Annotated in this window: 17 protein-coding genes and 3 tRNA genes; 4 read left to right on the top strand and 16 right to left on the bottom strand. The window is 69.2% G+C overall.

Annotated elements, in window-relative coordinates:
* Positions 1-126 precede the first annotated feature (126 nt).
* The 10 genes from ACGH2B_RS15780 to ACGH2B_RS15735 form a co-directional block, all read right to left on the bottom strand.
* Positions 127-4026, bottom strand: a complete 3900-nt coding sequence (locus tag ACGH2B_RS15780) for a DNA-directed RNA polymerase subunit beta' (RefSeq protein ID WP_399097038.1) — start codon at positions 4024-4026, stop codon at positions 127-129.
* A 123-nt stretch (positions 4027-4149) separates the two neighbouring features.
* Complete coding sequence (gene rpoB, locus ACGH2B_RS15775) at positions 4150-7635, bottom strand: DNA-directed RNA polymerase subunit beta (RefSeq protein ID WP_399089198.1); 3486 nt, start codon at positions 7633-7635, stop codon at positions 4150-4152.
* 625 nt (positions 7636-8260) lie between these two features.
* Positions 8261-8650, bottom strand: coding sequence for a 50S ribosomal protein L7/L12 (gene rplL, locus ACGH2B_RS15770; protein ID WP_030283468.1), 390 nt, complete (start codon positions 8648-8650; stop codon positions 8261-8263).
* Between the two features lie 124 nt (positions 8651-8774).
* Positions 8775-9305: a 50S ribosomal protein L10 gene (gene rplJ, locus ACGH2B_RS15765; RefSeq protein WP_399089195.1), complete on the bottom strand. Its 531-nt coding sequence runs from the start codon at positions 9303-9305 to the stop codon at positions 8775-8777.
* Positions 9306-9610: 305 nt separating this feature from the next.
* A complete protein-coding gene (locus ACGH2B_RS15760; RefSeq protein WP_399089192.1) occupies positions 9611-10453 on the bottom strand; it encodes a hypothetical protein in 843 nt (280 codons plus the stop codon).
* 149 nt (positions 10454-10602) lie between these two features.
* Entirely contained in the window at positions 10603-11319 is a 717-nt protein-coding gene (gene rplA, locus ACGH2B_RS15755; RefSeq protein WP_399089189.1) for a 50S ribosomal protein L1, read from the bottom strand.
* A 112-nt stretch (positions 11320-11431) separates the two neighbouring features.
* Positions 11432-11866, bottom strand: coding sequence for a 50S ribosomal protein L11 (rplK, locus tag ACGH2B_RS15750; RefSeq protein ID WP_030283474.1), 435 nt, complete (start codon positions 11864-11866; stop codon positions 11432-11434).
* Between the two features lie 168 nt (positions 11867-12034).
* A complete protein-coding gene (gene nusG / locus ACGH2B_RS15745; RefSeq protein ID WP_399089186.1) occupies positions 12035-12907 on the bottom strand; it encodes a transcription termination/antitermination protein NusG in 873 nt (290 codons plus the stop codon).
* A 72-nt stretch (positions 12908-12979) separates the two neighbouring features.
* The gene (secE, locus tag ACGH2B_RS15740) at positions 12980-13276 is read right to left on the bottom strand and encodes a preprotein translocase subunit SecE (protein ID WP_143940023.1); all 297 of its coding nucleotides are present in this window, start codon (positions 13274-13276) and stop codon (positions 12980-12982) included.
* 109 nt (positions 13277-13385) lie between these two features.
* Positions 13386-13458, bottom strand: a tRNA-Trp gene (locus ACGH2B_RS15735).
* Positions 13459-13639: 181 nt separating this feature from the next.
* Here ACGH2B_RS15735 and ACGH2B_RS15730 point away from each other — a divergent pair.
* Positions 13640-14884 (top strand): pyridoxal phosphate-dependent aminotransferase, encoded by a 1245-nt coding sequence (locus ACGH2B_RS15730; RefSeq protein ID WP_399089183.1) that lies wholly within the window; start codon positions 13640-13642, stop codon positions 14882-14884.
* Between the two features lie 122 nt (positions 14885-15006).
* The gene (locus tag ACGH2B_RS15725) at positions 15007-16026 is read left to right on the top strand and encodes an adenosine deaminase (RefSeq protein WP_399089180.1); all 1020 of its coding nucleotides are present in this window, start codon (positions 15007-15009) and stop codon (positions 16024-16026) included.
* Between the two features lie 186 nt (positions 16027-16212).
* Here ACGH2B_RS15725 and ACGH2B_RS15720 read toward each other — a convergent pair whose 3' ends face one another.
* The 6 genes from ACGH2B_RS15720 to ACGH2B_RS15695 form a co-directional block, all read right to left on the bottom strand.
* Positions 16213-17277, bottom strand: a complete 1065-nt coding sequence (locus tag ACGH2B_RS15720) for a UDP-N-acetylmuramate dehydrogenase (RefSeq protein ID WP_399089177.1) — start codon at positions 17275-17277, stop codon at positions 16213-16215.
* Between the two features lie 67 nt (positions 17278-17344).
* Positions 17345-17779, bottom strand: a complete 435-nt coding sequence (locus ACGH2B_RS15715; protein ID WP_399089174.1) for a MaoC family dehydratase — start codon at positions 17777-17779, stop codon at positions 17345-17347.
* A gap of 1 nt (position 17780) precedes the next feature.
* On the bottom strand, positions 17781-18236 hold the full coding sequence (locus ACGH2B_RS15710) for a MaoC family dehydratase N-terminal domain-containing protein (protein ID WP_399089171.1): 456 nt from the start codon (positions 18234-18236) through the stop codon (positions 17781-17783).
* Between the two features lie 86 nt (positions 18237-18322).
* Positions 18323-18487, bottom strand: coding sequence for a 50S ribosomal protein L33 (rpmG, locus tag ACGH2B_RS15705; RefSeq protein ID WP_376682812.1), 165 nt, complete (start codon positions 18485-18487; stop codon positions 18323-18325).
* Between the two features lie 88 nt (positions 18488-18575).
* Positions 18576-18648, bottom strand: a tRNA-Met gene (locus ACGH2B_RS15700).
* 47 nt (positions 18649-18695) lie between these two features.
* A tRNA-Thr gene (locus ACGH2B_RS15695) sits at positions 18696-18768 on the bottom strand.
* A 182-nt stretch (positions 18769-18950) separates the two neighbouring features.
* Between ACGH2B_RS15695 and ACGH2B_RS15690 the strand changes: the two genes are divergently transcribed.
* Both ACGH2B_RS15690 and ACGH2B_RS15685 read left to right on the top strand, forming a co-directional pair.
* A complete protein-coding gene (locus ACGH2B_RS15690; protein ID WP_399089168.1) occupies positions 18951-20216 on the top strand; it encodes an amidohydrolase family protein in 1266 nt (421 codons plus the stop codon).
* A gap of 405 nt (positions 20217-20621) precedes the next feature.
* On the top strand, positions 20622-21284 hold the full coding sequence (locus ACGH2B_RS15685; protein WP_399089165.1) for an SDR family oxidoreductase: 663 nt from the start codon (positions 20622-20624) through the stop codon (positions 21282-21284).
* Positions 21285-21367 lie beyond the last annotated feature (83 nt).

Below are 21367 nucleotides of genomic sequence, written 5' to 3'. Positions count from 1 at the left end.
TCTTCTCATCACAGACGCAGCAATGGGAGCGCGAGTTCCGCGGTCCGCGGCGCATCCGCCGGCAACGCCGCAGGGCGGCCACCCCGTACGGGATGACCGCCCTGCGGCGTCGTGCGGACCGGGCCCTTACTGGTTGTACGGACCGTAGTCGTAGTCCTCCAGCGGGACCGCCTGGCCGGAGCCGGTGCCGAAGGGCGAGTAGTCGATGTCGTCGTAACCGACGGCCGAGTACATCGCGGCCTTGGCCTCCTCGGTGGGCTCCACCCGGATGTTGCGGTAGCGGGACAGGCCCGTACCGGCCGGGATGAGCTTACCGATGATGACGTTCTCCTTGAGGCCGATGAGGCTGTCGGACTTGGCGTTGATCGCCGCGTCCGTCAGCACTCGGGTCGTCTCCTGGAAGGAGGCGGCCGACAGCCAGGATTCCGTCGCCAGCGAAGCCTTGGTGATACCCATGAGCTGCGGACGGCCGGAGGCCGGGTGGCCACCCTCCGCCACGACGCGACGGTTCTCACCCTCGAACTTCGAGCGCTCCACCAGCTCGCCCGGCAGCAGCTCCGCGTCGCCGGACTCGATGATCGTCACGCGGCGCAGCATCTGCCGGATGATGATCTCGATGTGCTTGTCGTGGATCGCCACGCCCTGGCTGTTGTAGACCTTCTGGACCTCGCCGACGAGGTGGACCTGGACGGCACGCTGGCCGAGGATCCGCAGCACGTCGTGCGGGTTGATGGCACCCAGGGTCAGCGGCTGGCCGACCTCGACGTGGTCGCCCTCGCCCACCAGCAGACGGGCGCGCTTGGAGACGCCGTACGCCGTCTCGTCGCTGCCGTCGTCCGGGGTGACGACAACCTTCTTGGTCTTCTCGGTCTCCTCGATCCGGACGCGGCCGGCCGCCTCCGAGATCGGGGCGACACCCTTGGGCGTACGCGCCTCGAAGAGCTCGACGACACGCGGCAGACCCAGGGTGATGTCGTCACCGGCCACACCACCGGTGTGGAAGGTACGCATCGTGAGCTGGGTGCCGGGCTCACCGATGGACTGGGCGGCGATGATGCCGACCGCCTCACCGATGTCGACCAGCTTGCCGGTGGCCAGCGAACGGCCGTAGCAGAAGGCGCAGGTGCCGACCGCCGACTCACAGGTCAGGACCGAGCGGGTCTTGACCTCCTCGACGCCGTGCGCGACGAGCTGGTCGATGAGCACGTCACCGAGGTCGACGTTGGCGGAGGCGATGACCTTGCCGTCGACGACGACGTCCTCGGCCAGCATCCGGGCGTAGACGCTCGACTCGACGTCGTCCGTCTTGCGCAGGGAGCCGTCGGCGCCGCGGGTCGCGATCTTCAGCTTGAGGCCGCGCTCGGTGCCGCAGTCCTCCTCGCGGATGATCACGTCCTGCGAGACGTCGACCAGACGACGGGTCAGGTAACCCGAGTCGGCGGTACGCAGGGCGGTGTCCGCCAGACCCTTACGGGCACCGTGCGTGGAGATGAAGTACTCCAGCACGGACAGGCCCTCGCGGAAGGACGCCTTGATCGGACGCGGGATGGTCTCGTTCTTCGCGTTCGACACCAGACCACGCATACCGGCGATCTGCCGCATCTGCATCATGTTTCCTCGGGCACCCGAGTCAACCATCATGAAGATGGGGTTCGTCTTGGGGAAGTTCTCGTTCATCGCCTCGGCGACCTCGTTGGTCGCCTTGGTCCAGATGTTGATCAGTTCCTGAGTGCGCTCGTCCTTGGTGATCAGACCGCGCTCGTACTGCTTCTGGACCTTCTCGTCCTGGGCCTCGTAGCCCGCGACGATGCCCTTCTTGGCCTCCGGGACGACGATGTCCGAGACGGCGACGGTGACGCCGGAACGGGTCGCCCAGTGGAAGCCGGCCGCCTTCAGGTTGTCGAGCGTCGCCGCCACGATGACCTTGGGGTAGCGCTCGGCGAGGTCGTTGACGATCGCGGAGAGCTGCTTCTTGCCCACCGAGTAGTCGACGAACGGGTAGTCCTCCGGCAGCAGCTCGTTGAAGAGCGCGCGGCCCAGGGTCGTCCGCAGACGGAACGAGTCGCCCTGCTGCCACTCCGGCTCGCCCTCTTCGGCGACCGGCGGGACGAAGCCCCGCGGCGGAACCGTACCGATCGGGAAGCGGATGTCGACCTTCGCCTGGAGCGACAGCTCCTTGGCGTCGAACGCCATGATCGCCTCGGCGACCGAACCGAACGCGCGGCCCTCACCGATGACCTTGCGCTCCTCCTCGTCGGTAGTGAGGAAGAACAGACCCAGGACCATGTCCTGCGTCGGCATGGTGACCGGACGGCCGTCGGCCGGCTTGAGGATGTTGTTCGAGGACAGCATCAGGATGCGGGCCTCGGCCTGCGCCTCCGCGGAGAGCGGCAGGTGGACGGCCATCTGGTCACCGTCGAAGTCCGCGTTGAACGCGGTGCAGACGAGCGGGTGGATCTGGATGGCCTTGCCCTCGACGAGCTGCGGCTCGAAGGCCTGGATGCCGAGACGGTGCAGGGTGGGCGCACGGTTCAGCAGCACCGGGTGCTCGGCGATGACCTCTTCGAGGACGTCGTACACGACCGTGCGGCCGCGCTCGACCATCCGCTTCGCCGACTTGATGTTCTGCGCGTGGTTCAGGTCGACCAGGCGCTTCATCACGAACGGCTTGAAGAGCTCCAGCGCCATGGCCTTCGGCAGACCGCACTGGTGCAGCTTGAGCTGCGGGCCGACGACGATGACGGAACGCGCCGAGTAGTCGACACGCTTACCGAGCAGGTTCTGACGGAAGCGGCCCTGCTTGCCCTTGAGCATGTCGGACAGCGACTTCAGCGGACGGTTGCCGGGGCCCGTCACCGGGCGGCCGCGGCGGCCGTTGTCGAAGAGCGCGTCGACGGCCTCCTGGAGCATGCGCTTCTCGTTGTTCACGATGATCTCGGGCGCGCCGAGGTCGAGAAGCCGCTTCAGGCGGTTGTTGCGGTTGATGACGCGGCGGTACAGGTCGTTGAGGTCGGAGGTCGCGAAGCGGCCACCGTCGAGCTGCACCATCGGACGCAGGTCCGGCGGGATGACCGGGATGCAGTCCAGCACCATGCCCTTGGGGCTGTTGCGGGTCTGCAGGAAGGCGGAGACGACCTTGAGGCGCTTGAGCGCACGGGTCTTCTTCTGGCCCTTGCCGGTGCGGATGATCTCGCGGAGGCGCTCGGCCTCCTCGTCGAGGTCGAAGGTCTCCAGGCGCTTCTGCAGCGAGGCGGCGCCCATGGAACCGTCGAAGTACGTGCCGAAGCGGTCACGCAGCTCGCGGTAGAGCAGCTCGTCGCCCTCCAGGTCCTGGACCTTGAGGTTCTTGAAGCGGTTCCAGACCTCGTCGAGACGGTCGATCTCGCGCTGCGCGCGGTCACGAAGCTGCTTCATCTCGCGCTCGGCGCCCTCGCGCACCTTGCGGCGCACATCGGCCTTGGCGCCCTCGGCCTCCAGCTCGGCCAGGTCGGTCTCGAGCTTCTTGGCGCGGGCCTCCAGGTCGGAGTCGCGGCGCTGCTCGATCTGCTGACGCTCGACGGAGACGTGCGCCTCCAGCGAGGGCAGGTCGCGCGTGCGGCGCTCCTCGTCCACCCAGGTGATCATGTAGGCGGCGAAGTAGATGACCTTCTCGAGGTCCTTCGGCGCGAGGTCCAGCAGGTAACCCAGCCGGCTCGGGACGCCCTTGAAGTACCAGATGTGGGTCACGGGAGCGGCCAGCTCGATGTGGCCCATCCGCTCACGGCGCACCTTGGCGCGAGTGACCTCGACGCCGCAGCGCTCGCAGATGATGCCCTTGAAGCGGACGCGCTTGTACTTACCGCAGTAGCACTCCCAGTCCCGCGTCGGACCGAAGATCTTCTCGCAGAAGAGTCCGTCCTTTTCGGGCTTGAGGGTGCGGTAGTTGATGGTCTCCGGCTTCTTGACCTCACCGTGCGACCACTGACGGATGTCGTCAGCGGTGGCGAGGCCGATCCGCAGCTCGTCGAAGAAGTTGACGTCGAGCACTGTCGTCAATCCCACCTTCGGGGGTTGCCCCGACAATTGTTGCTGTCAGGGACGAGTCTCAATCTTGGTCTGACGGGGTCCGGGGTTGGCCGGGGCCTCACAGGGAGGCCCCGGCCAGACCCGTCAGACCTCTTCGACGCTGCTCGGCTCGCGCCGGGACAGGTCGATACCGAGCTCTTCCGCCGCGCGGAAGACGTCCTCGTCGGTGTCGCGCATCTCGATGGACATACCGTCCGAGGACAGCACCTCCACGTTGAGGCAGAGCGACTGCATTTCCTTGATGAGCACCTTGAAGGACTCGGGAATGCCGGGCTCGGGGATGTTCTCGCCCTTGACGATGGCCTCGTAGACCTTCACGCGGCCGGTGACGTCGTCGGACTTGATCGTGAGCAGCTCCTGGAGGGCGTACGCGGCGCCGTACGCCTCCAGCGCCCACACCTCCATCTCACCGAAGCGCTGGCCACCGAACTGGGCCTTACCACCCAGCGGCTGCTGGGTGATCATCGAGTACGGACCGGTCGAGCGGGCGTGCAGCTTGTCGTCGACCAGGTGGTGCAGCTTGAGGATGTACATGTACCCGACCGAGATCGGGTCCGGGAACGGCTCGCCGGAGCGGCCGTCGAACAACTGGGCCTTGCCGGAGCCCTTCACCATGCGCTCGCCGTCGCGGTTCGGGATCGTCGACTCGAAGAGGCCGGAGATCTCGTCCTCGCGCGCACCGTCGAACACCGGGGTGGCGACGTTGGAGCCGGGGGCGACCTCGTCGGCGGAGATCGCGTGCAGCCGCTTCTTCCAGTCCTCGTCGACGCCCTCGACCTTCCAGCCCTGGCTGGCGAGCCAGCCGAGGTGGATCTCCAGGACCTGACCCGGGTTCATTCGGGACGGGACACCCAGCGGGTTGAGGATGATGTCGACCGGGGTGCCGTCCTCCAGGAACGGCATGTCCTCGACCGGCAGGATCTTCGAGATGACGCCCTTGTTGCCGTGACGGCCGGCGAGCTTGTCACCGTCGGTGATCTTGCGCTTCTGCGCGACGTAGACGCGGACCAGCTGGTTCACGCCCGGAGGAAGCTCGTCGCCCTCCTCGCGGTCGAAGACGCGGACGCCGATGACCTTGCCGATCTCACCGTGCGGCACCTTCAGCGAGGTGTCACGGACCTCGCGCGCCTTCTCACCGAAGATCGCGCGGAGCAGCCGCTCCTCGGGGGTCAGCTCGGTCTCACCCTTGGGCGTGACCTTGCCGACGAGGATGTCGCCGGCGACGACCTCGGCACCGATACGGATGATGCCGCGCTCGTCGAGGTCGGAGAGGACCTCCTCGGAGACGTTCGGGATGTCCCGGGTGATCTCCTCCGGGCCGAGCTTGGTGTCACGGGCGTCGACCTCGTGCTCCTCGATGTGGATCGAGGAGAGGACGTCGTCCTGCACGAGGCGCTGCGACAGGATGATCGCGTCCTCGTAGTTGTGACCCTCCCACGGCATGAACGCCACGAGCAGGTTCTTGCCGAGCGCCATCTCGCCTTCGTCCGTGGACGGACCGTCGGCGAGGACCTGGCCCTCGATGACCCGCGCGCCCTCGTCCACGACGACCTTCTGGTTGAAGGAGGTGCCCTGGTTGGAGCGGGTGAACTTGGCGACGCGGTACGTGGTGTACGTGCCGTCGTCGTTGGCGACGGTGATGTAGTCCGCGGAGACCTCCTGGACCACACCGTCCTTCTCCGCCTTGATGACGTCACCGGCGTCGACCGCGCAGCGGTACTCCATACCGGTGCCGACCAGCGGCGACTCCGCCTTGATCAGCGGAACGGCCTGGCGCATCATGTTCGATCCCATGAGCGCGCGGTTGGCGTCGTCGTGCTCCAGGAACGGAATCATGGCGGTCGCGGCCGACACCATCTGGCGCGGCGAGACGTCCATGAAGTCCACCTCGTCGGCGGGGACGAGGTCGACCTCGCCGCCACGCCGGCGGACCAGCACACGCTGCTCGGCGAAGCGCATGTCATCGGTGAGCTTCGCGTTGGCCTGCGCGATCAGGAAGCGGTCCTCCTCATCCGCGGTGAGGTAGTCCACCTCCTCCGTGACCTGGCCGTCGACGACCTTGCGGTACGGCGTCTCGATGAAGCCGAAGACGTTGACCCGGCCGTACGACGCGAGCGAACCGATCAGACCGATGTTCGGGCCTTCGGGCGTCTCGATCGGGCACATGCGGCCGTAGTGCGAGGGGTGCACGTCACGGACGTCCAGGCCGGCCCGCTCACGGGAAAGACCGCCGGGGCCCAGCGCGGACAGACGGCGCTTGTGGGTCAGGCCCGACAGCGGGTTCGTCTGGTCCATGAACTGCGAGAGCTGGCTGGTGCCGAAGAACTCCTTGATGGAGGCGACGACCGGCCGGATGTTGATCAGGGTCTGCGGCGTGATCGCCTCGACGTCCTGGGTGGTCATGCGCTCACGCACGACGCGCTCCATACGGGCGAGACCCGTACGGACCTGGTTCTGGATCAGCTCGCCGACGTTGCGCAGACGGCGGTTGCCGAAGTGGTCGATGTCGTCGGTCTCGACGACGATCTCCGTGCCGTTCTCACCGATCGTCTCGGTCTCACCGGCGTGCAGCTTCACCAGGTACTTGATCGTGGCGATGATGTCGTCGGTGGTGAGCACACCGGCGTCGAGCGGCTCGTCGCCGCCGAGCTTCTTGTTGACCTTGTAGCGGCCGACCTTCGCGAGGTCGTAGCGCTTGGGGTTGAAGTAGAGGTTCTCCAGCAGCGTCTGCGCGGCCTCGCGCGTCGGCGGCTCGCCCGGACGCAGCTTGCGGTAGATGTCGAGCAGCGCGTCGTCCTGGCCCTGGGTGTGGTCCTTCTCCAGGGTGGCGCGCATGGACTCGTACTCGCCGAACTCCTCAAGGATCTGCTCGGTCGTCCAACCGAGGGCCTTGAGCAGCACGGTCACGGACTGCTTGCGCTTACGGTCGATGCGCACACCGACCATGTCGCGCTTGTCGATCTCCAGCTCCAGCCAGGCACCACGGGAGGGGATGACCTTGGCGGAGAAGATGTCCTTGTCGGACGTCTTGTCGATGGAGCTGTCGAAGTAGACACCCGGCGAGCGGACCAGCTGCGAGACGACGACACGCTCGGTGCCGTTGATGCAGAAGGTGCCCTTGTTGGTCATGAGCGGGAAGTCGCCCATGAAGACCGTCTGGGACTTGATCTCGCCGGTCTCGTTGTTGGTGAACTCGGCGGTGACGAAGAGCGGAGCCGCGTACGTGAAGTCGCGCTCCTTGCACTCGTCGATGCTGTTCTTCGGGGGCTCGAAGCGGTGGTCGCGGAACGTCAGCGACATCGACCCGGAGAAGTCCTCGATCGGGGAGATCTCTTCGAAGATCTCTTCCAGACCGGACTTGGTGGGAACTTCCTGCCCACTCTCCAGCGCAGCCTCGACGCGACCCTTCCATGCGGCGTTGCCGAGCAGCCAGTCGAAGCTTTCGGTCTGCAGCGCAAGGAGGTTCGGAACCCCGAGGGGCTCCTTGATCTTCGCAAAGGAGATGCGCAGCGGGGCGGTGCTGTCGCCGTTGTTCGTATTGGCAGTCGAGGCGTTGCGCGAGGCGGCCAAGAGGGGGTCCTTCCGAGGGCTCGGACTCACTACGCGCGTACCGGTCCCGAGAGGAACAGACTGAGGGAAAGCCCAGGTCAGAGCGGTTCGATCAGTGATGTTCGACTTCGGGTATGCCCCTGGTGACGGGCAGGGAGCAGCTAACAGGCAGCGCAAAGGGTCAGTGTAGCCACTTGGCCCACTGATGTCCAGAGCGAGTTTCCGGAAGACCGGTTCAACGCCGTGATACCGCTCTTCTCCCTCCGGGAGGTGGCGCCTCCACACCGGAGGAGCCCCTCGTTGTTCTGCTGTGCGTTCAATGCCCTGCGCCTGCCGAAAGCCCCGCGCCTGTGGCGCACATCGATGCTTCCCTCTTCGCCCGCGATCCATGCCTCGGAGCTCGGACCGCTTCGCATCGCGTCCCGAGAATTGCGCGCCACGTGCGGTTCGTCAAGGCCCCCAGCCCCGGCGGGAACGTCACACGGCCCACGTCCGGACGACGAAGATCACCATACTCGCACGTCGGCGGGGGCGCCGCAGCCGTGACGAGCACGCCGAAGGGCGACCACCCGCTTGGGTGATCGCCCTTCGCTGGTCCCGCTACGCCACGAGGGCGTTCAGGACGTGAGTCGGAGACTCAGTGAGGTCACTTGACCTCGACGGAGGCGCCGGCGCCCTTGAGGGCCTCGGCGGCCTTGTCGGCGGCAGCCTTGTCGACCTTCTCCAGGACCGGCTTCGGGGTGCCGTCCACGAGGTCCTTGGCCTCCTTCAGACCCAGGGAGGTCAGCTCACGCACGACCTTGATGACCTGGATCTTCTTGTCGCCGGCACCGGTGAGGATGACGTCGAACTCGTCCTGCTCCTCGGCGGCGGCAGCGTCGCCACCGGCGGCGGCGCCACCGGCAACGACGACCGGCGCGGCAGCGGCGGCGGTGACGTCGAACTTCTCCTCGAACGCCTTCACGAACTCGGAGAGCTCGATGAGGGTCATCTCCTCGAACTGCGCGAGCAGGTCTTCCTGGCTGAGCTTCGCCATGGTGGCGGTCCTTCCACTAATTCGGCTGGTGCCGGATGTACATGTGAGGCGGGCGTACGTCGGGCCCGCTGTGGCCGCTCCGCCTAGGCACGCCTAGACGGAAGCCGCCAATGTGCGAGCCGAATTACTCGGCACCGCCCTGCTCGGCCTGCTGGGCACGGAGCGCGTCCACAGTGCGGACGAGCTTCGACGGCAGCGCCTGGAAGACAGAGGCAGCCTGCGACTGCTTGCCCTTCATGGCACCGGCCAGCTTGCTGAGCAGAACCTCGCGGGACTCGAGGTCCGCAAGCTTCTTAATGTCGTCAGCAGAGAGTGCCTTCCCTTCGAAGACACCGCCCTTGATGACGAGGTTCTGGTTCTCCTTGGCGAAGTCACGAAGACCCTTCGCCGCCTCGACCGGGTCACCGGTGACGAAGGCGACGGCCGTCGAGCCCTGAAGGTGCTCGTCCAGCACGGAGATCCCGGCCTCCTGGGCCGCGATCTTGGTCAGCGTGTTCTTCACCACACGGTACTGAGCGTTGTCACCGAGCGAACGGCGCAGATCCTTGATCTGCGCGACGGTAAGTCCGGTGTACGCGGTGACGACAGCAGCGTTGGAGTTACGGAACTTGTCCGTGATCTCCTCGACAGCTGCGACCTTGTCGGGACTTGCCATGAGCCTCGGCCTCCTTCCGGGTGATGAGGACCGCGCAGAAGGGGCTGGGCAAAACAAACGCCCCGGCGCAGGCGCACGGGGCGTGACTCGACCGTCCGACGGAGCGTCCGGGAGTTCATCCACACATACCTGCGCAGGCCGTCCGCAGCTAGCGGATCCTTCGGCCACCACGCGCCCCGGGAAGGACGCGCAGAGACAACCAGCGGTCTTTGGCTTCCTCGGTACGGTACGCGAACGGCCCACGCGCAGGCAAATCCGCCGCGAGGGGCGCCGTCACGCCCCTCGCCTGCGGTGCCGCGCCTCGGTCAGGCGCCGGGGGCGGTCATCGTCTGGCTCGCCGGCGGCGGCTCGACGGCGACCTTGGTGCCGTAGTCGGTGTAGAACGCCGTCGCGTCGGTCGGCATCTTGCCGGAGACGTGCTCCTCCTTCTTCACCAGGAGGTTGTCACCGTCGATCCAGAGGTCGAGCTTCTCGCTCTTCGCCCCGCCCTGCTCCAACTGCTTCTGGACGGCGTCGCGGATCTCCTTGCTGAGGTTCTTGCTCAGGTCGGCCATGGTGACGGTGCCGGTGTAGTGCGTCGCCTCGACGCCGTTGACCTGCTCCTTGCCGACGACCTTGGCGGTGCCGGAGGCCATCAGCAGCTCGATCGGCATGCTCGGGTTGGCGTTGCTGAGGACGTCCTTGACGGCGGTGCCGGACGCGCCCATCTGCTTCGACAGGGCCTCGTAGGAGTACTTGACCCAGGGCTTGCCGCCCGCGCCGGGCATGGCCGAGCCCATGTTCATGTACACCGCGTCCTGGGTGTAGAGCGCCTTGATCGGCTTACCGCCGGTGGGGCTCTTGGCGCCGGACAGGGTGTTCTCGACGTTCATCTGCATGCCCTGCGACCAGTCGAGACCGCCCTTGGTGGTCTGCTTGAACCGGCCGTTGGCGTTGGTGGTCTCGGTCGTGCCGTCGAACTTCGCGGAGTTCTTGGCCGCCGTGGCCTCCTTGGCCGCCTTCAGGGCGTCCGCCGGCGCCGCCTTGTCGCCGCCCGCGGCGCCACCGCCGCCGCTGCCGGACCCCTTGGCACCGTTGTTACAGGCGCTGAGACCGCCCACCAGCAGAACAACCCCCGCCACCGCGGCGGTGATTCGCGTGCTACGCATCTGAGGCTCCCCCTAGAAAATTGCTGTGCGGAATGCGGGGGTGACTCTAATGCACCCCACCGACACAGCACGCAACAGGCCCCGTGTCCGGTTCCGGACACGGGGCCTGCGTCATGCTGCGCGCGCTGGAGGCACGTCGATCACTCGGATCAGACGGCCTCTTCCTCCACGAGGAGGTTGCGGGTGCGGTTGGCGTCCAGCGGGATGCCGGGGCCCATCGTGGTGGTGATGGTCGCCTTCTTGATGTAGCGGCCCTTCGCGGCGGACGGCTTGAGGCGGTTGATCTCCTCGAGCGCCGCGGCGTAGTTCTCCACCAGCTTGGACTCGTCGAAGGAGACCTTGCCGATGATGAAGTGGAGGTTCGCGTGCTTGTCCACGCGGAACTCGATCTTGCCGCCCTTGATGTCGGTGACAGCCTTGGCGACATCCGGGGTGACGGTGCCGGTCTTCGGGTTCGGCATCAGACCACGGGGACCGAGCACGCGGCCGAGGCGGCCGACCTTGCCCATGAGGTCCGGGGTGGCGACGACGGCGTCGAAGTCCAGACGGCCCTTGGAGACCTCGTCGATCAGTTCGTCGGAGCCGACGATGTCGGCGCCCGCGGCCTCCGCGGCCGCAGCACGGTCACCGGTCGCGAAGACCAGGACCCGGGCGGTCTTACCGGTGCCGTGCGGGAGGTTCACGGTGCCGCGGACCATCTGGTCGGCCTTGCGCGGGTCGACACCCAGACGCATGGCAACCTCGACGGTCGCGTCGAACTTGGCGGACGAGGTGTCCTTGGCGAGACGGACGGCCTCGAGCGGGGCGTACAGACGCTCCCGGTCGATCTTCGCGTCCGCGTTGCGAAGAGTCTTGCTGCGCTTCACTGCTGCTCCTGAACAGGTGCGACCGTGCGGTTCTCACCGCGCGGAGGATGGAGTCGTGGTGCGGGCCAGCGCCTGGCCCTGCCACGGGTGGCGGTTACGCCGGTACGAGCTGTCAGCCCTCGACGGTGACGCCCATGGACCGGGCGGTGCCCGCGATGATCTTCGCGGCGGCGTCCAGGTCGTTGGCGTTGAGGTCGGGCATCTTGGTCGTGGCGATCTCGCGCACCTGGGCGTCGGTGATCTTCGCGACCTTCTTGGTGTGGGGCTCGCCGGAGCCCTTGTCCACACCGGCGGCCTTGAGGATCAGCTTCGCGGCCGGCGGGGTCTTGGTCACGAAGGTGAAGGAACGGTCTTCGTAGACCGTGATCTCCACCGGCACGACCATGCCGCGCTGCGACTCGGTCGCGGCGTTGTAGGCCTTGCAGAACTCCATGATGTTCACGCCGTGCTGACCCAGCGCGGGGCCGACCGGCGGGGCCGGGTTCGCGGCACCGGCCTGGATCTGGAGCTTGATGAGCCCCGTGACCTTCTTCTTCTTGGGAGGCATGCTCTCTCCGGGTCCTAGTGAGAGGTGGTTCGCCCCGCTATCCGGTCATCCGGATGGAGGCATACCGCACAACGATAACGGGTATAGTCGCGCGGCCGAAAACCGAGCAGGTCAGACAGGCTGCGAGAGCCGGTCTGACCTGATCGGAAGCGGGTGTCCGGAAGAGTGTCAGTTCTTCTGGATCTGGTCGAAGCTCAGCTCGACCGGGGTCTCGCGGCCGAAGATCTCGACGAGGCCCTTGACCTTCTTCGAGTCGGCGTTGATCTCGTTGATCGTCGCCTGGAGCGTCGCGAACGGGCCGTCGGTGACGGTGACGGAGTCGCCCACCTCGAAGTCCAGCACCTGGACCTCGACCTTGCGCTGCGGCGCCGGCTTGCCCTCGGCCGCGGCGGCTTCCTTGGCGGCCTTCTCCTCGGCCTCCGGGGCGAGCATCTTGACGATCTCGTCCAGCGTCAGCGGGTACGGGTCGTAGGCGTTGCCCACGAAGCCGGTGACGCCGGGGGTGTTACGGACGACGCCCCAGGACTCGTTCGTCAGATCCATGCGCACGAGCACGTAGCCCGGGAGCTTGTTCTGGCGGACGTTCTTCCGCTCGCCGTTCTTGATCTGGACGATCTCTTCCTCGGGGACCTCGGCCTGGTAGATGAAGTCCTCGACGTTGAGCGAGACGGCGCGCTGCTCCAGGTTGGCCTTCACGCGCTTCTCGTAGCCCGCGTAGGTGTGGATGACGTACCACTCACCGGGCAGGCCGCGCAGCTCGTCGCGGAGGGCGGTGATCGGGTCGACCGGCTCCGCCTCTTCCTCGGCGGCCTCGGCCTCGTCCTCGACGTGCACGGCGGCGGATTCGGCGGGCTCACCGGCCTCGGTGTCCTCGGCGTCGATCTCGTCGGCGCCGTCGGCGTCCTCGACGATGTCGACGGCGCCCTCGCCATCGGAGACGGCGGCAGCGTCGCCCTCGACCTCGGCCGGGACGGCCGCGTCCACGTCGGCCTCAGCGGCCGTGACGGGCTCGGCGGCGTCGTTCAGGTTCGGGTCAGACACGTGGCTGCTTCTTCCTGGCTTCAAGGGGTTGAACATGCGAAAGGGCACCCCGCTGAGGTGCCCTCCGCGGGATCAGCCGAAGACGTACCCGACGACTCGGTTGATCCCCAAGTCAATCACGGTTACGAGACCGATGATGATGACGACGAAGACGATCACCACGGTGGTGTACGTCGACAACTGGCTGCGGGAGGGCCAGACGACCTTGCGGAGCTCCGCGACGATCTGACGGTAGAAGAGCGCCATACGTGCGAGCGGGCCCTTCTTGCCGCGCTTACCGCCGCGACGGGGCTTCTTCTTCGACTCCGCGGTGTCGTCCTCGGAACGACCGCGCTCAGGCATGTCGATGGAGCCCAGGGCGTCCGTCACTCGTCCTCACCTGAATCCGGGTCGTGGCCGTACAGCGTCCGGCCCGGCCGCACGGCGGTGCATTTCAGTACGTACGCGTGCACGCACTGCGGTGAAGAAGTGCGTGTAGCAGGGCCGGAGGGACTTGAACCCCCAACCGCTGGTTTTGGAGACCAGTGCTCTACCAATTGAGCTACGACCCTTTGTGCGTCCCCCAACCTACCTCATGTGTCCGGCGCACCAAGTGCGTGGAACGCGCTGCCCGGTTGGGAGCCAACGGTCAGCGAGTGTACGTGTTCCGAGGCCGGGCGTCGAACAGAAACGTCCCGGGTGGCGCCGGGAAAGCCCCCGGCCGGGCCGCCCGAGGTCTGCGACGATGCCGTCATGAGCGCTGTCTCCTCCTCAGAAACCACCGGTTCCGCAGGCGGGTCCCGCCGGGTCTCCGCCCGTGTCGGGGCCATCTCCGAGTCCGCCACACTCGCCGTCGACGCCAAGGCCAAGGCCCTGCGGGCCGCCGGCCGCCCGGTGATCGGGTTCGGCGCCGGGGAGCCCGATTTCCCCACGCCCGACTACATCGTGGAGGCGGCCGTCGCCGCCTGCCGCCTGCCGAAGTACCACCGCTACAGCCCGGCCGGCGGGCTGCCCGAGCTGAAGTCGGCGATCGTCGAGAAGACCCGGCGCGATTCGGGGTACGAGGTCGAACCGGCCGAGGTGCTGGTGACCAACGGCGGTAAGCAGGCGATCTACGAGGCGTTCGCGGCCCTGCTCGACCCGGGCGACGAGGTGCTCGTCCCGGCGCCGTACTGGACGACGTACCCGGAGTCGGTGCGGCTGGCCGGAGGCGTCCCCGTGCCGGTGGTCGCCGATGAGACGACCGGGTACCGGGTGAGCGTCGAGCAGTTGGAGGCGGCGCGTACGGAGCGGACCAAGGTGCTGGTGTTCGTCTCGCCGTCGAACCCGACCGGGGCGGTGTACCCGCGTGAGCAGGTCGAGGCGATCGGCCGGTGGGCGGCGCGGCACGGGCTGTGGGTGCTGACCGACGAGATCTACGAGCATCTGGTCTACGGCGACGCGGAGTTCTGCTCGCTGCCGGTGGTCGTGCCGGAGCTGCGGGACCGGTGCGTGGTGGTCAACGGCGTGGCGAAGACGTACGCGATGACCGGCTGGCGGGTGGGGTGGGTGCTCGGGCCGAAGGACGTGGTCAAGGCGGCGACCAACCTCCAGTCGCACGCCACGTCCAACGTCGCGAACGTCGCGCAGGCGGCGGCGGTGGCGGCGCTGACCGGCGATCTGACGGCCGTCGAGGCGATGCGGACCGCCTTCGACCGGCGGCGGCGCACCATCGTGCGGATGCTGAACGAGATCGACGGTGTGGTGTGCCCGGAGCCGGAGGGCGCGTTCTACGCGTACCCGTCGGTGAAGGGTGTGCTGGGCAAGGAGATCCGCGGGCGGCGGCCGGGCAGCAGCGCGGAGCTGGCGGAGCTGATCCTGGAGGAGGCGGAGGTCGCGGTCGTCCCGGGTGAGGCGTTCGGTACGCCCGGCTATCTGCGGCTGTCGTACGCGCTCGGCGACGACGATCTGGCCGAGGGTGTGACGCGGATCCAGCGGCTGCTGGCCGAGGCGCGGTAGCCGTCCGCGGGCCGTTCGTGCGGGTCATCGGGGTCTCCCGGTGGCCCGCACGCGTTTTCCCCGGTCAGCTCGTTCGGGGACCGGACTACCGGCGTGGCGGGTGTGTGCGGCAAGATCGGTGAATGGAGAGCGTTCGTGACGTGCGTCTGTTGCCGAAGGCCCATCTGCACCTGCACTTCACGGGGTCGATGCGGAGCACGACCCTGCTGGAGCTGGCCGACAAGTACGGCGTCCATCTGCCCGAGGCGCTGCGCGGCGGGGAGCCGCCGAGGCTGCGGGCGACGGATGAACGCGGCTGGTTCCGCTTCCAGCGGCTGTACGACATCGCCCGGTCCTGCCTGCGGTCCCCCGAGGACATCCAGCGGCTGGTGCGCGAGGCCGCCCAGGAGGATGTCGCGGACGGGTCGGGGTGGCTGGAGATCCAGGTCGATCCGACGTCCTACGCGCCCCGGCTGGGCGGGCTGATCCCGGCGCTGGAGATCATCCTGGACGCGGTCCGCGCCGCCTCGCGGGAGACCGGTCTGGGGATGCGAGTGGTGATCGCGGCGAACCGCATGAAGCATCCGCTGGACGCCCGGACGCTGGCCCGGCTCGCGGTGCGCTACGCGGGGCAGGGCGTTGTCGGGTTCGGGCTCTCCAACGACGAACGCCGGGGTTTCGCGCGGGACTTCGACCGGGCCTTCGCCATCGCGCGCGAGGGCGGGCTGCTGGCGGCGCCGCACGGCGGGGAGCTGTCGGGTCCGGCGAGCGTGCGGGACTGTCTGGACGATCTGCACGCCGGGCGGGTCGGCCACGGGGTGCGCGCCGCGGAGGATCCGGCGCTGCTGCGGCGGCTGGCGGAGCGCGGGGTGACGTGCGAGGTGTGCCCGGCGTCCAACGTCGCGCTGGGCGTGTACGAGAAGCAGGAGGACGTGCCGCTGCGGACGCTCTTCGAGGCCGGGGTGCCGGTGGCGCTGGGCGCCGACGATCCGCTGCTGTTCGGCTCGCGGCTGGCCGCGCAGTACGACATCGCGCGGCGCACGCACGGCTTCACCGACGCGGAGCTGGCGGAGCTGGCCCGGCAGTCGGTCCGCGGCTCCCGGGCGCCGGAGCCGGAGCGTGGACGGCTGCTGGCGGGGATCGACGCCTGGCTGGCGGGCTGAGGGCGCTACGGGCGCCGGGCCGGGCGCGCGGCCCGTACGCGGTGGTCCGGCGGCCGGCGGCTTCGTAGCGGCCGCGGGGTGCGGCCGGGCGGGGTGCGGCCGGGCGGCGCGGGGGCCCGGCCGCCCGGCCCCGGACCTTCCGGGGCCGGAAGCCGTCGTCGTACGGGCCGGAGGCCGGCGTACGTGCTAGAGGCTGACGCCCACCGTCACCGGCTCGTTGACGAGGGTGATGCCGAAGGCGGCGTGGACGCCGTCGCGGACCTCGCGGGCGAGGGCGAGGAGGTCCTCGGTGGTGGCCTCGCCGCGGTTGGTGAGGGCGAGGGTGTGCTTGGTGGAGATGCGGGCGGGTCCGGTGCCGTAGCCCTTGGTGAAACCGGCCTTGTCGATCAGCCAGGCAGCGGAGGTCTTCACCAGGCCGTCGCCGGCGGGGAAGGCGGGCGGGGCGGTGTCCGGACCGAGACGGTCGTGGACGCGGGCGACGAACGCGGTGTGCTCGGCCTCGGTGAGGACGGGGTTGGTGAAGAAGGAACCGGCGGACCAGGTGTCGTGGTCGTCCGGGTCGAGGACCATGCCCTTGCCGGCCCGCAGGGCGAGGACGGTGGCGCGGGCGGTGGCCGCGGGAACGCGCTGACCTGCCTCGACGCCGAGTACCCGGGCCGTCTCGGGGTACTTCAGCGGCGCGGAGAGCCCGCCCGCGTCCTCCAGCGCGAAGCGGACGCGCAGCACGACGTAGCGGTCCGGCTCGGCCTTGAAGCGGCTGTGCCGGTAGGAGAAGGCGCACTCGGCATTGGTGAGGGTGACCGTCTCCTCGGCGCGCCGGTCGTAGGCGACGACCTCGGTGATCGTGGCGGAGACCTCCTGGCCGTACGCGCCGACGTTCTGGATCGGGGTGGCGCCGGCCGAGCCGGGGATGCCGGCGAGGCATTCGATCCCGGCGAGTCCGGCCTCGACGGTGCGGGCGACGGCGTCGGACCAGTTCTCGCCGGCGGCCAGCTCCAGGCGGGTGCCGTCGAGGGTGAAGCCGCGGGTCGCGATACGCAGGGCGGTGCCGTCGAAGCCCTTGTCGCCGATGACGAGGTTGGAGCCGCCGCCGATGATCAGCAGCGGGGTCCCGGCGGCGTCGGCCTCCCGGACGGCGGCGATGACCTCGTCGTCCGTGACGGCCGTGATCAGTCGGTTCGCCGGGCCGCCGAGCCGGAAGGTGGTCAGCGGGGCGAGCGGGGCTTGGGTTTCCTCGTGGCGTTCCTGCACGCGCCCAAGGGTACGGGGGCGGCCGGTACCGGCCGCCCCCGCAGGTGTCCGCCCGGCGGGTGTCCGCTCAGGCGAGGCGGACCACGGCGCGGGACATGCCCAGCACCTTCTGGCCGCCGCTCTTCGCGGTGAGGTCGACGCGGACGGTACGGGCCTCGTCGTCGAGCTTGGCCGAGACCTTGCCGCTGACCTCGATGAGCGCGCCGGTGTCGTCGTTGGGGACGACGACGGGCTTGGTGAAGCGGACGCCGTACTCGGCGACGGCCGCCGGGTCGCCGGCCCAGTCGGTGATGACGCGGGCGGCCTCGGCCATGGTGAACATGCCGTGCGCGATGACGTCCGGCAGCCCGACCTCCTTGGCGAACTTCTCGTTCCAGTGGATCGGGTTGAAGTCGCCGGAGGCGCCCGCGTAGCGGACGAGGGTGGCGCGGGTCACCGGGAAGGACTGCGCCGGGAGTTCGGTGCCGACCTCGACGTCGTCGTAGGAGATCTTCGCGGTCATGTCAGGACGCCTCCTCGACGGCGCGGGCGACGAGCTTGGTGGTCGCGGTCACGACGTGCTCGCCGTTCTCGTCGTGGACGTCACCGCGGATGTCGATGATGTCGTTGCCGGCCATCGTCTTGATCGCCTCGATGGTGGAGGTGATGCTGAGCCGGTCACCGGCGCGCACCGGGCGTGAGTAGGCGAATTTCTGATCGCCGTGCACCACGCGGCTGTAATCCAGGCCGAGTTGCGGGTCCTCGATCACCCGTCCCGCGGCCCGGAAAGTGATAGCGAACACAAAGGTCGGCGGGGCGATCACCTCGGGGTGGCCGAGCGCCTTGGCCGCTTCGGTATCGGTGTACACGGGATTCGGATCACCGATCGCCTCGGCGAATTCCCGGATCTTTTCCCGGCCGACCTCATACGGGTCGGTGGGCGGGTACGTACGACCGATGAATGACGGGTCGAGCGCCATTGGCTCGCAACCTCCCTGACTACTGGGGTGATAACGCCGTGAGGCCGCCCCCATTATCTGGGGACGGCCTCACGAACGAGCCTGAGTTATCGCGTCTCGCGGTGCGCGGTGTGCGAGTTGCAACGAGGGCAGTGCTTCTGCATCTCAAGACGGTCCGGGTTGTTACGCCGGTTCTTCTTGGTGATGTAGTTCCGCTCCTTGCACTCCACGCAGGCCAGCGTGATCTTCGGGCGGACGTCGGTGGCAGCCACGTGAGTGCTCCTTGACGGACGGACGGATGGATGAACGCATAAAAGAGTAGCCGATCGAAGGACCGACCCCACAATCGGCTACTGTCAGTAGCGGTGACCGGACTTGAACCGGTGACACAGCGATTATGAGCCGCTTGCTCTACCGACTGAGCTACACCGCTGCGATGCGAAGGTGACCTCGCCCGAAGGCGAGGAATCCTCACACCAGAGCCCCAATACGGAATCGAACCGTAGACCTTCTCCTTACCATGGAGACGCTCTGCCGACTGAGCTATTGGGGCGAGCGATGAAGACATTACACGGCCCGCCGCCAAACGTGAAATCCGTATCCGGGCGGCGCCCGCCGTGGCGGTCCGCACCACGCCGGTACGACTATTCCGCGCCTGCGCGGGGCGCCCGGGGGCGCGTCCTAGGCTCGGGGCACGCTGCGTGATCTTGCACGCCCGTGGCTTCGAGGAGCGCGATGTCCGACAGCAGTTCACCGCAGCCGCCCTCGCGGCCGGGCAGGCCGGACGGCGGCTCGTCCGCGCACTCCGAAGCGGGCTCCCTGGTGCTGTGCGGCGCGCGGCTCGCCGACGGCCGCACGGTGGACGTACGGCTCGGCGGCGGGCGTATCGAGGCGGTCGGGACGGCCGGGGCGCTGGCCCCGCAGGGCGCCCGGGTGGATCTCTCCGGCTATCTGCTGCTGCCGGCGCCCGTGGAACCGCACGCGCACTGCGACACGGCGCTGACCGCGGACGCGGCGGGCCCGGCGTCCGACTCCCCCGACGACGTCCAGCGGCGCACCACCGAGGCGGCGCTGCTGCAGCTCGGGCACGGGGCGACCGCCTCGCGCACCCATGTCCGGGTCGGCGGGGTGCGGGGGCTGCGGGCGCTGGAGGCGGTGCTCAAGGCGCGGCGGTCGCTGCGGGGGCTGGCGGATCTGTCGGCGGTGGCGGTGCCCCGGGTGCTGACCGGGGTGGCGGGCGCGGACGGGCTGGCGATGCTGCGGGACGCGGTCGCGATGGGCGCGTCCGTGGTCGGCGGCTGCCCGGATCTGGACCCGGATCCCGCCGGGCACGTCGAGGCGGTGCTCGCGGTGGCCGCGGAGCACGGCGCTCCCGTGGATCTGCACACGGACGGTGACGATCCGGCCCGGCTGGCCCGGTTGGCGGCGATGGCGGGCGGGCTGCGGCCCGGGGTGGCGATCGGGCCGTGCGCCGGGATGGCCCGGATGCCGCGGAGTGTGGCGGGCCGGGTCGCCGAGCAGCTCGCGGCGGCGGACGTCACCGTCGTCTGCCTGCCCCAGGGCGACTGCACGGCGCTGGAGCGGTACGGGTCCCGGGTGGCCCGGCCCGCGCCGGTGCGGCTGCTGCGGGACGCGGGCGTACGGGTGGCGGCGGGCAGCGGCGCGCTGCGGGACGCGGCGAACCCGGTGGGCCGCGGTGACCCGCTGGAGGCGGCGTACCTGCTGGCGTCCCTCGGGGAGGCCACGCCGGAGGCCGCGTACGAGGCGGTGAGCGGGGCGGCGCGGGCGGTCCAGGGGCTGCCGGAGGTCCGCGTCGAGGCGGGCTTCCCGGCGGAGTTGCTGGCGGTGCGGGGCGAGCGGATCGCGGGGGTGCTGTCGCTGGCGTACAGCCGGGTGGTGATCCACCGGGGGCGGGTGGTGGCGCGGACCAGCGCGGTACGGGAGTACTGCGACGCGGCGGTGGCGGTGGCCCTGGAACTGCCGCGGCAGTCACAGCGGTGAGCGGGGGCGGGCCGGGGTGACATCGGGGTGAGGCCGGTGGCTCGGGGCGGGGCCGGGGGCTGTTCGAGGGCCGGGGATTGCCCGGGGGCGGGGGGTTGTCCGGGGCTCCGGTTCGGTGGGCAGTGCCGGGCCGTTCCGTGTGGGTATGTGGGTGCGTCGGCCGGGCCCGTAAGGGGTGGCGCCAGGGGTGAGGGACTGCGGGTTCGGTGGGGCGGTGCGGGGGCGTTCCGGGTGGGTGTGGGGGTGAGCGTGGGCCCGGGCCCGTAAGGGGTGGCTCCGGGGTGCGGCTCGTTGGTGGGGGCCGGAGGCGGGTAGCGGGTGGGGTGTCGGCCGTGCGGGCCCGGGGCGGGGGTGGGTCCGTCGCGGCGGACGGGTTTCGGGGCCAGGTCGTCTACGGTCGGCGGCATGCGCATTGTCATCGCAGGTGGACATGGTCAGATCGCGCTGCGGCTGGAGCGGTTGCTCGCCGCGCGCGGGGACGAGGTGGCCGGCGTCATCCGCCGGCCGGAGCAGGCGGGTGACCTGCTGGCGGCGGGTGCCGAACCGGTGGTGTGCGATCTGGAGTCGGCGTCCGTCGCGGATGTGGCGCGGCATCTGGAGGGCGCGGACGCCGCGGTGTTCGCCGCGGGCGCGGGGCCGGGCAGCGGCGCCGCCCGGAAGGACACCGTGGACCGCGGTGCGGCGTCGCTGTTCGCCGACGCGGCGGAGGCGGCGGGCGTCCGGCGGTTCGTGGTGGTGTCCTCGATGGGCGCGGACCGGGAGCCGCCGGAGGGCACCGACCCGGTGTTCGCCGCGTATCTGCGGGCCAAGGGCGCCGCGGACACGGACGTACGGGCGCGGGCCGGACTCGATTGGACGGTCCTGCGTCCCGGACGGCTGACCGACGACGCGGGGACGGGCCGGGTGACGCTGGCGGAGTCGACGGGCCGGGCCGAGGTGACCCGCGACGACGTGGCGGCGACGCTGCTGGCCCTGCTGGACACCCCGGCCACCGCGGGCCGCACGCTGGAGCTGATCAACGGCGGGACACCGGTCGAGGAGGCGGTACGGGCGGTGGCCGGGAGCTGATCCGGCGGCCTCCGGCGGGGCCGGTCGGCTGCGGCCCCGCCGGGTGCGTCGCGGACTGTTCTCGTGCGGACTGTTCTCGTGCC

It is taken from the genome of Streptomyces sp. BBFR2, from assembly GCF_044497305.1.
In the GTDB taxonomy this organism is placed as follows: domain Bacteria; phylum Actinomycetota; class Actinomycetes; order Streptomycetales; family Streptomycetaceae; genus Streptomyces.
The sequence above is the reverse complement of the archived record's forward strand: the minus strand, read 5'-3'. Positions and strand labels throughout refer to the sequence as shown.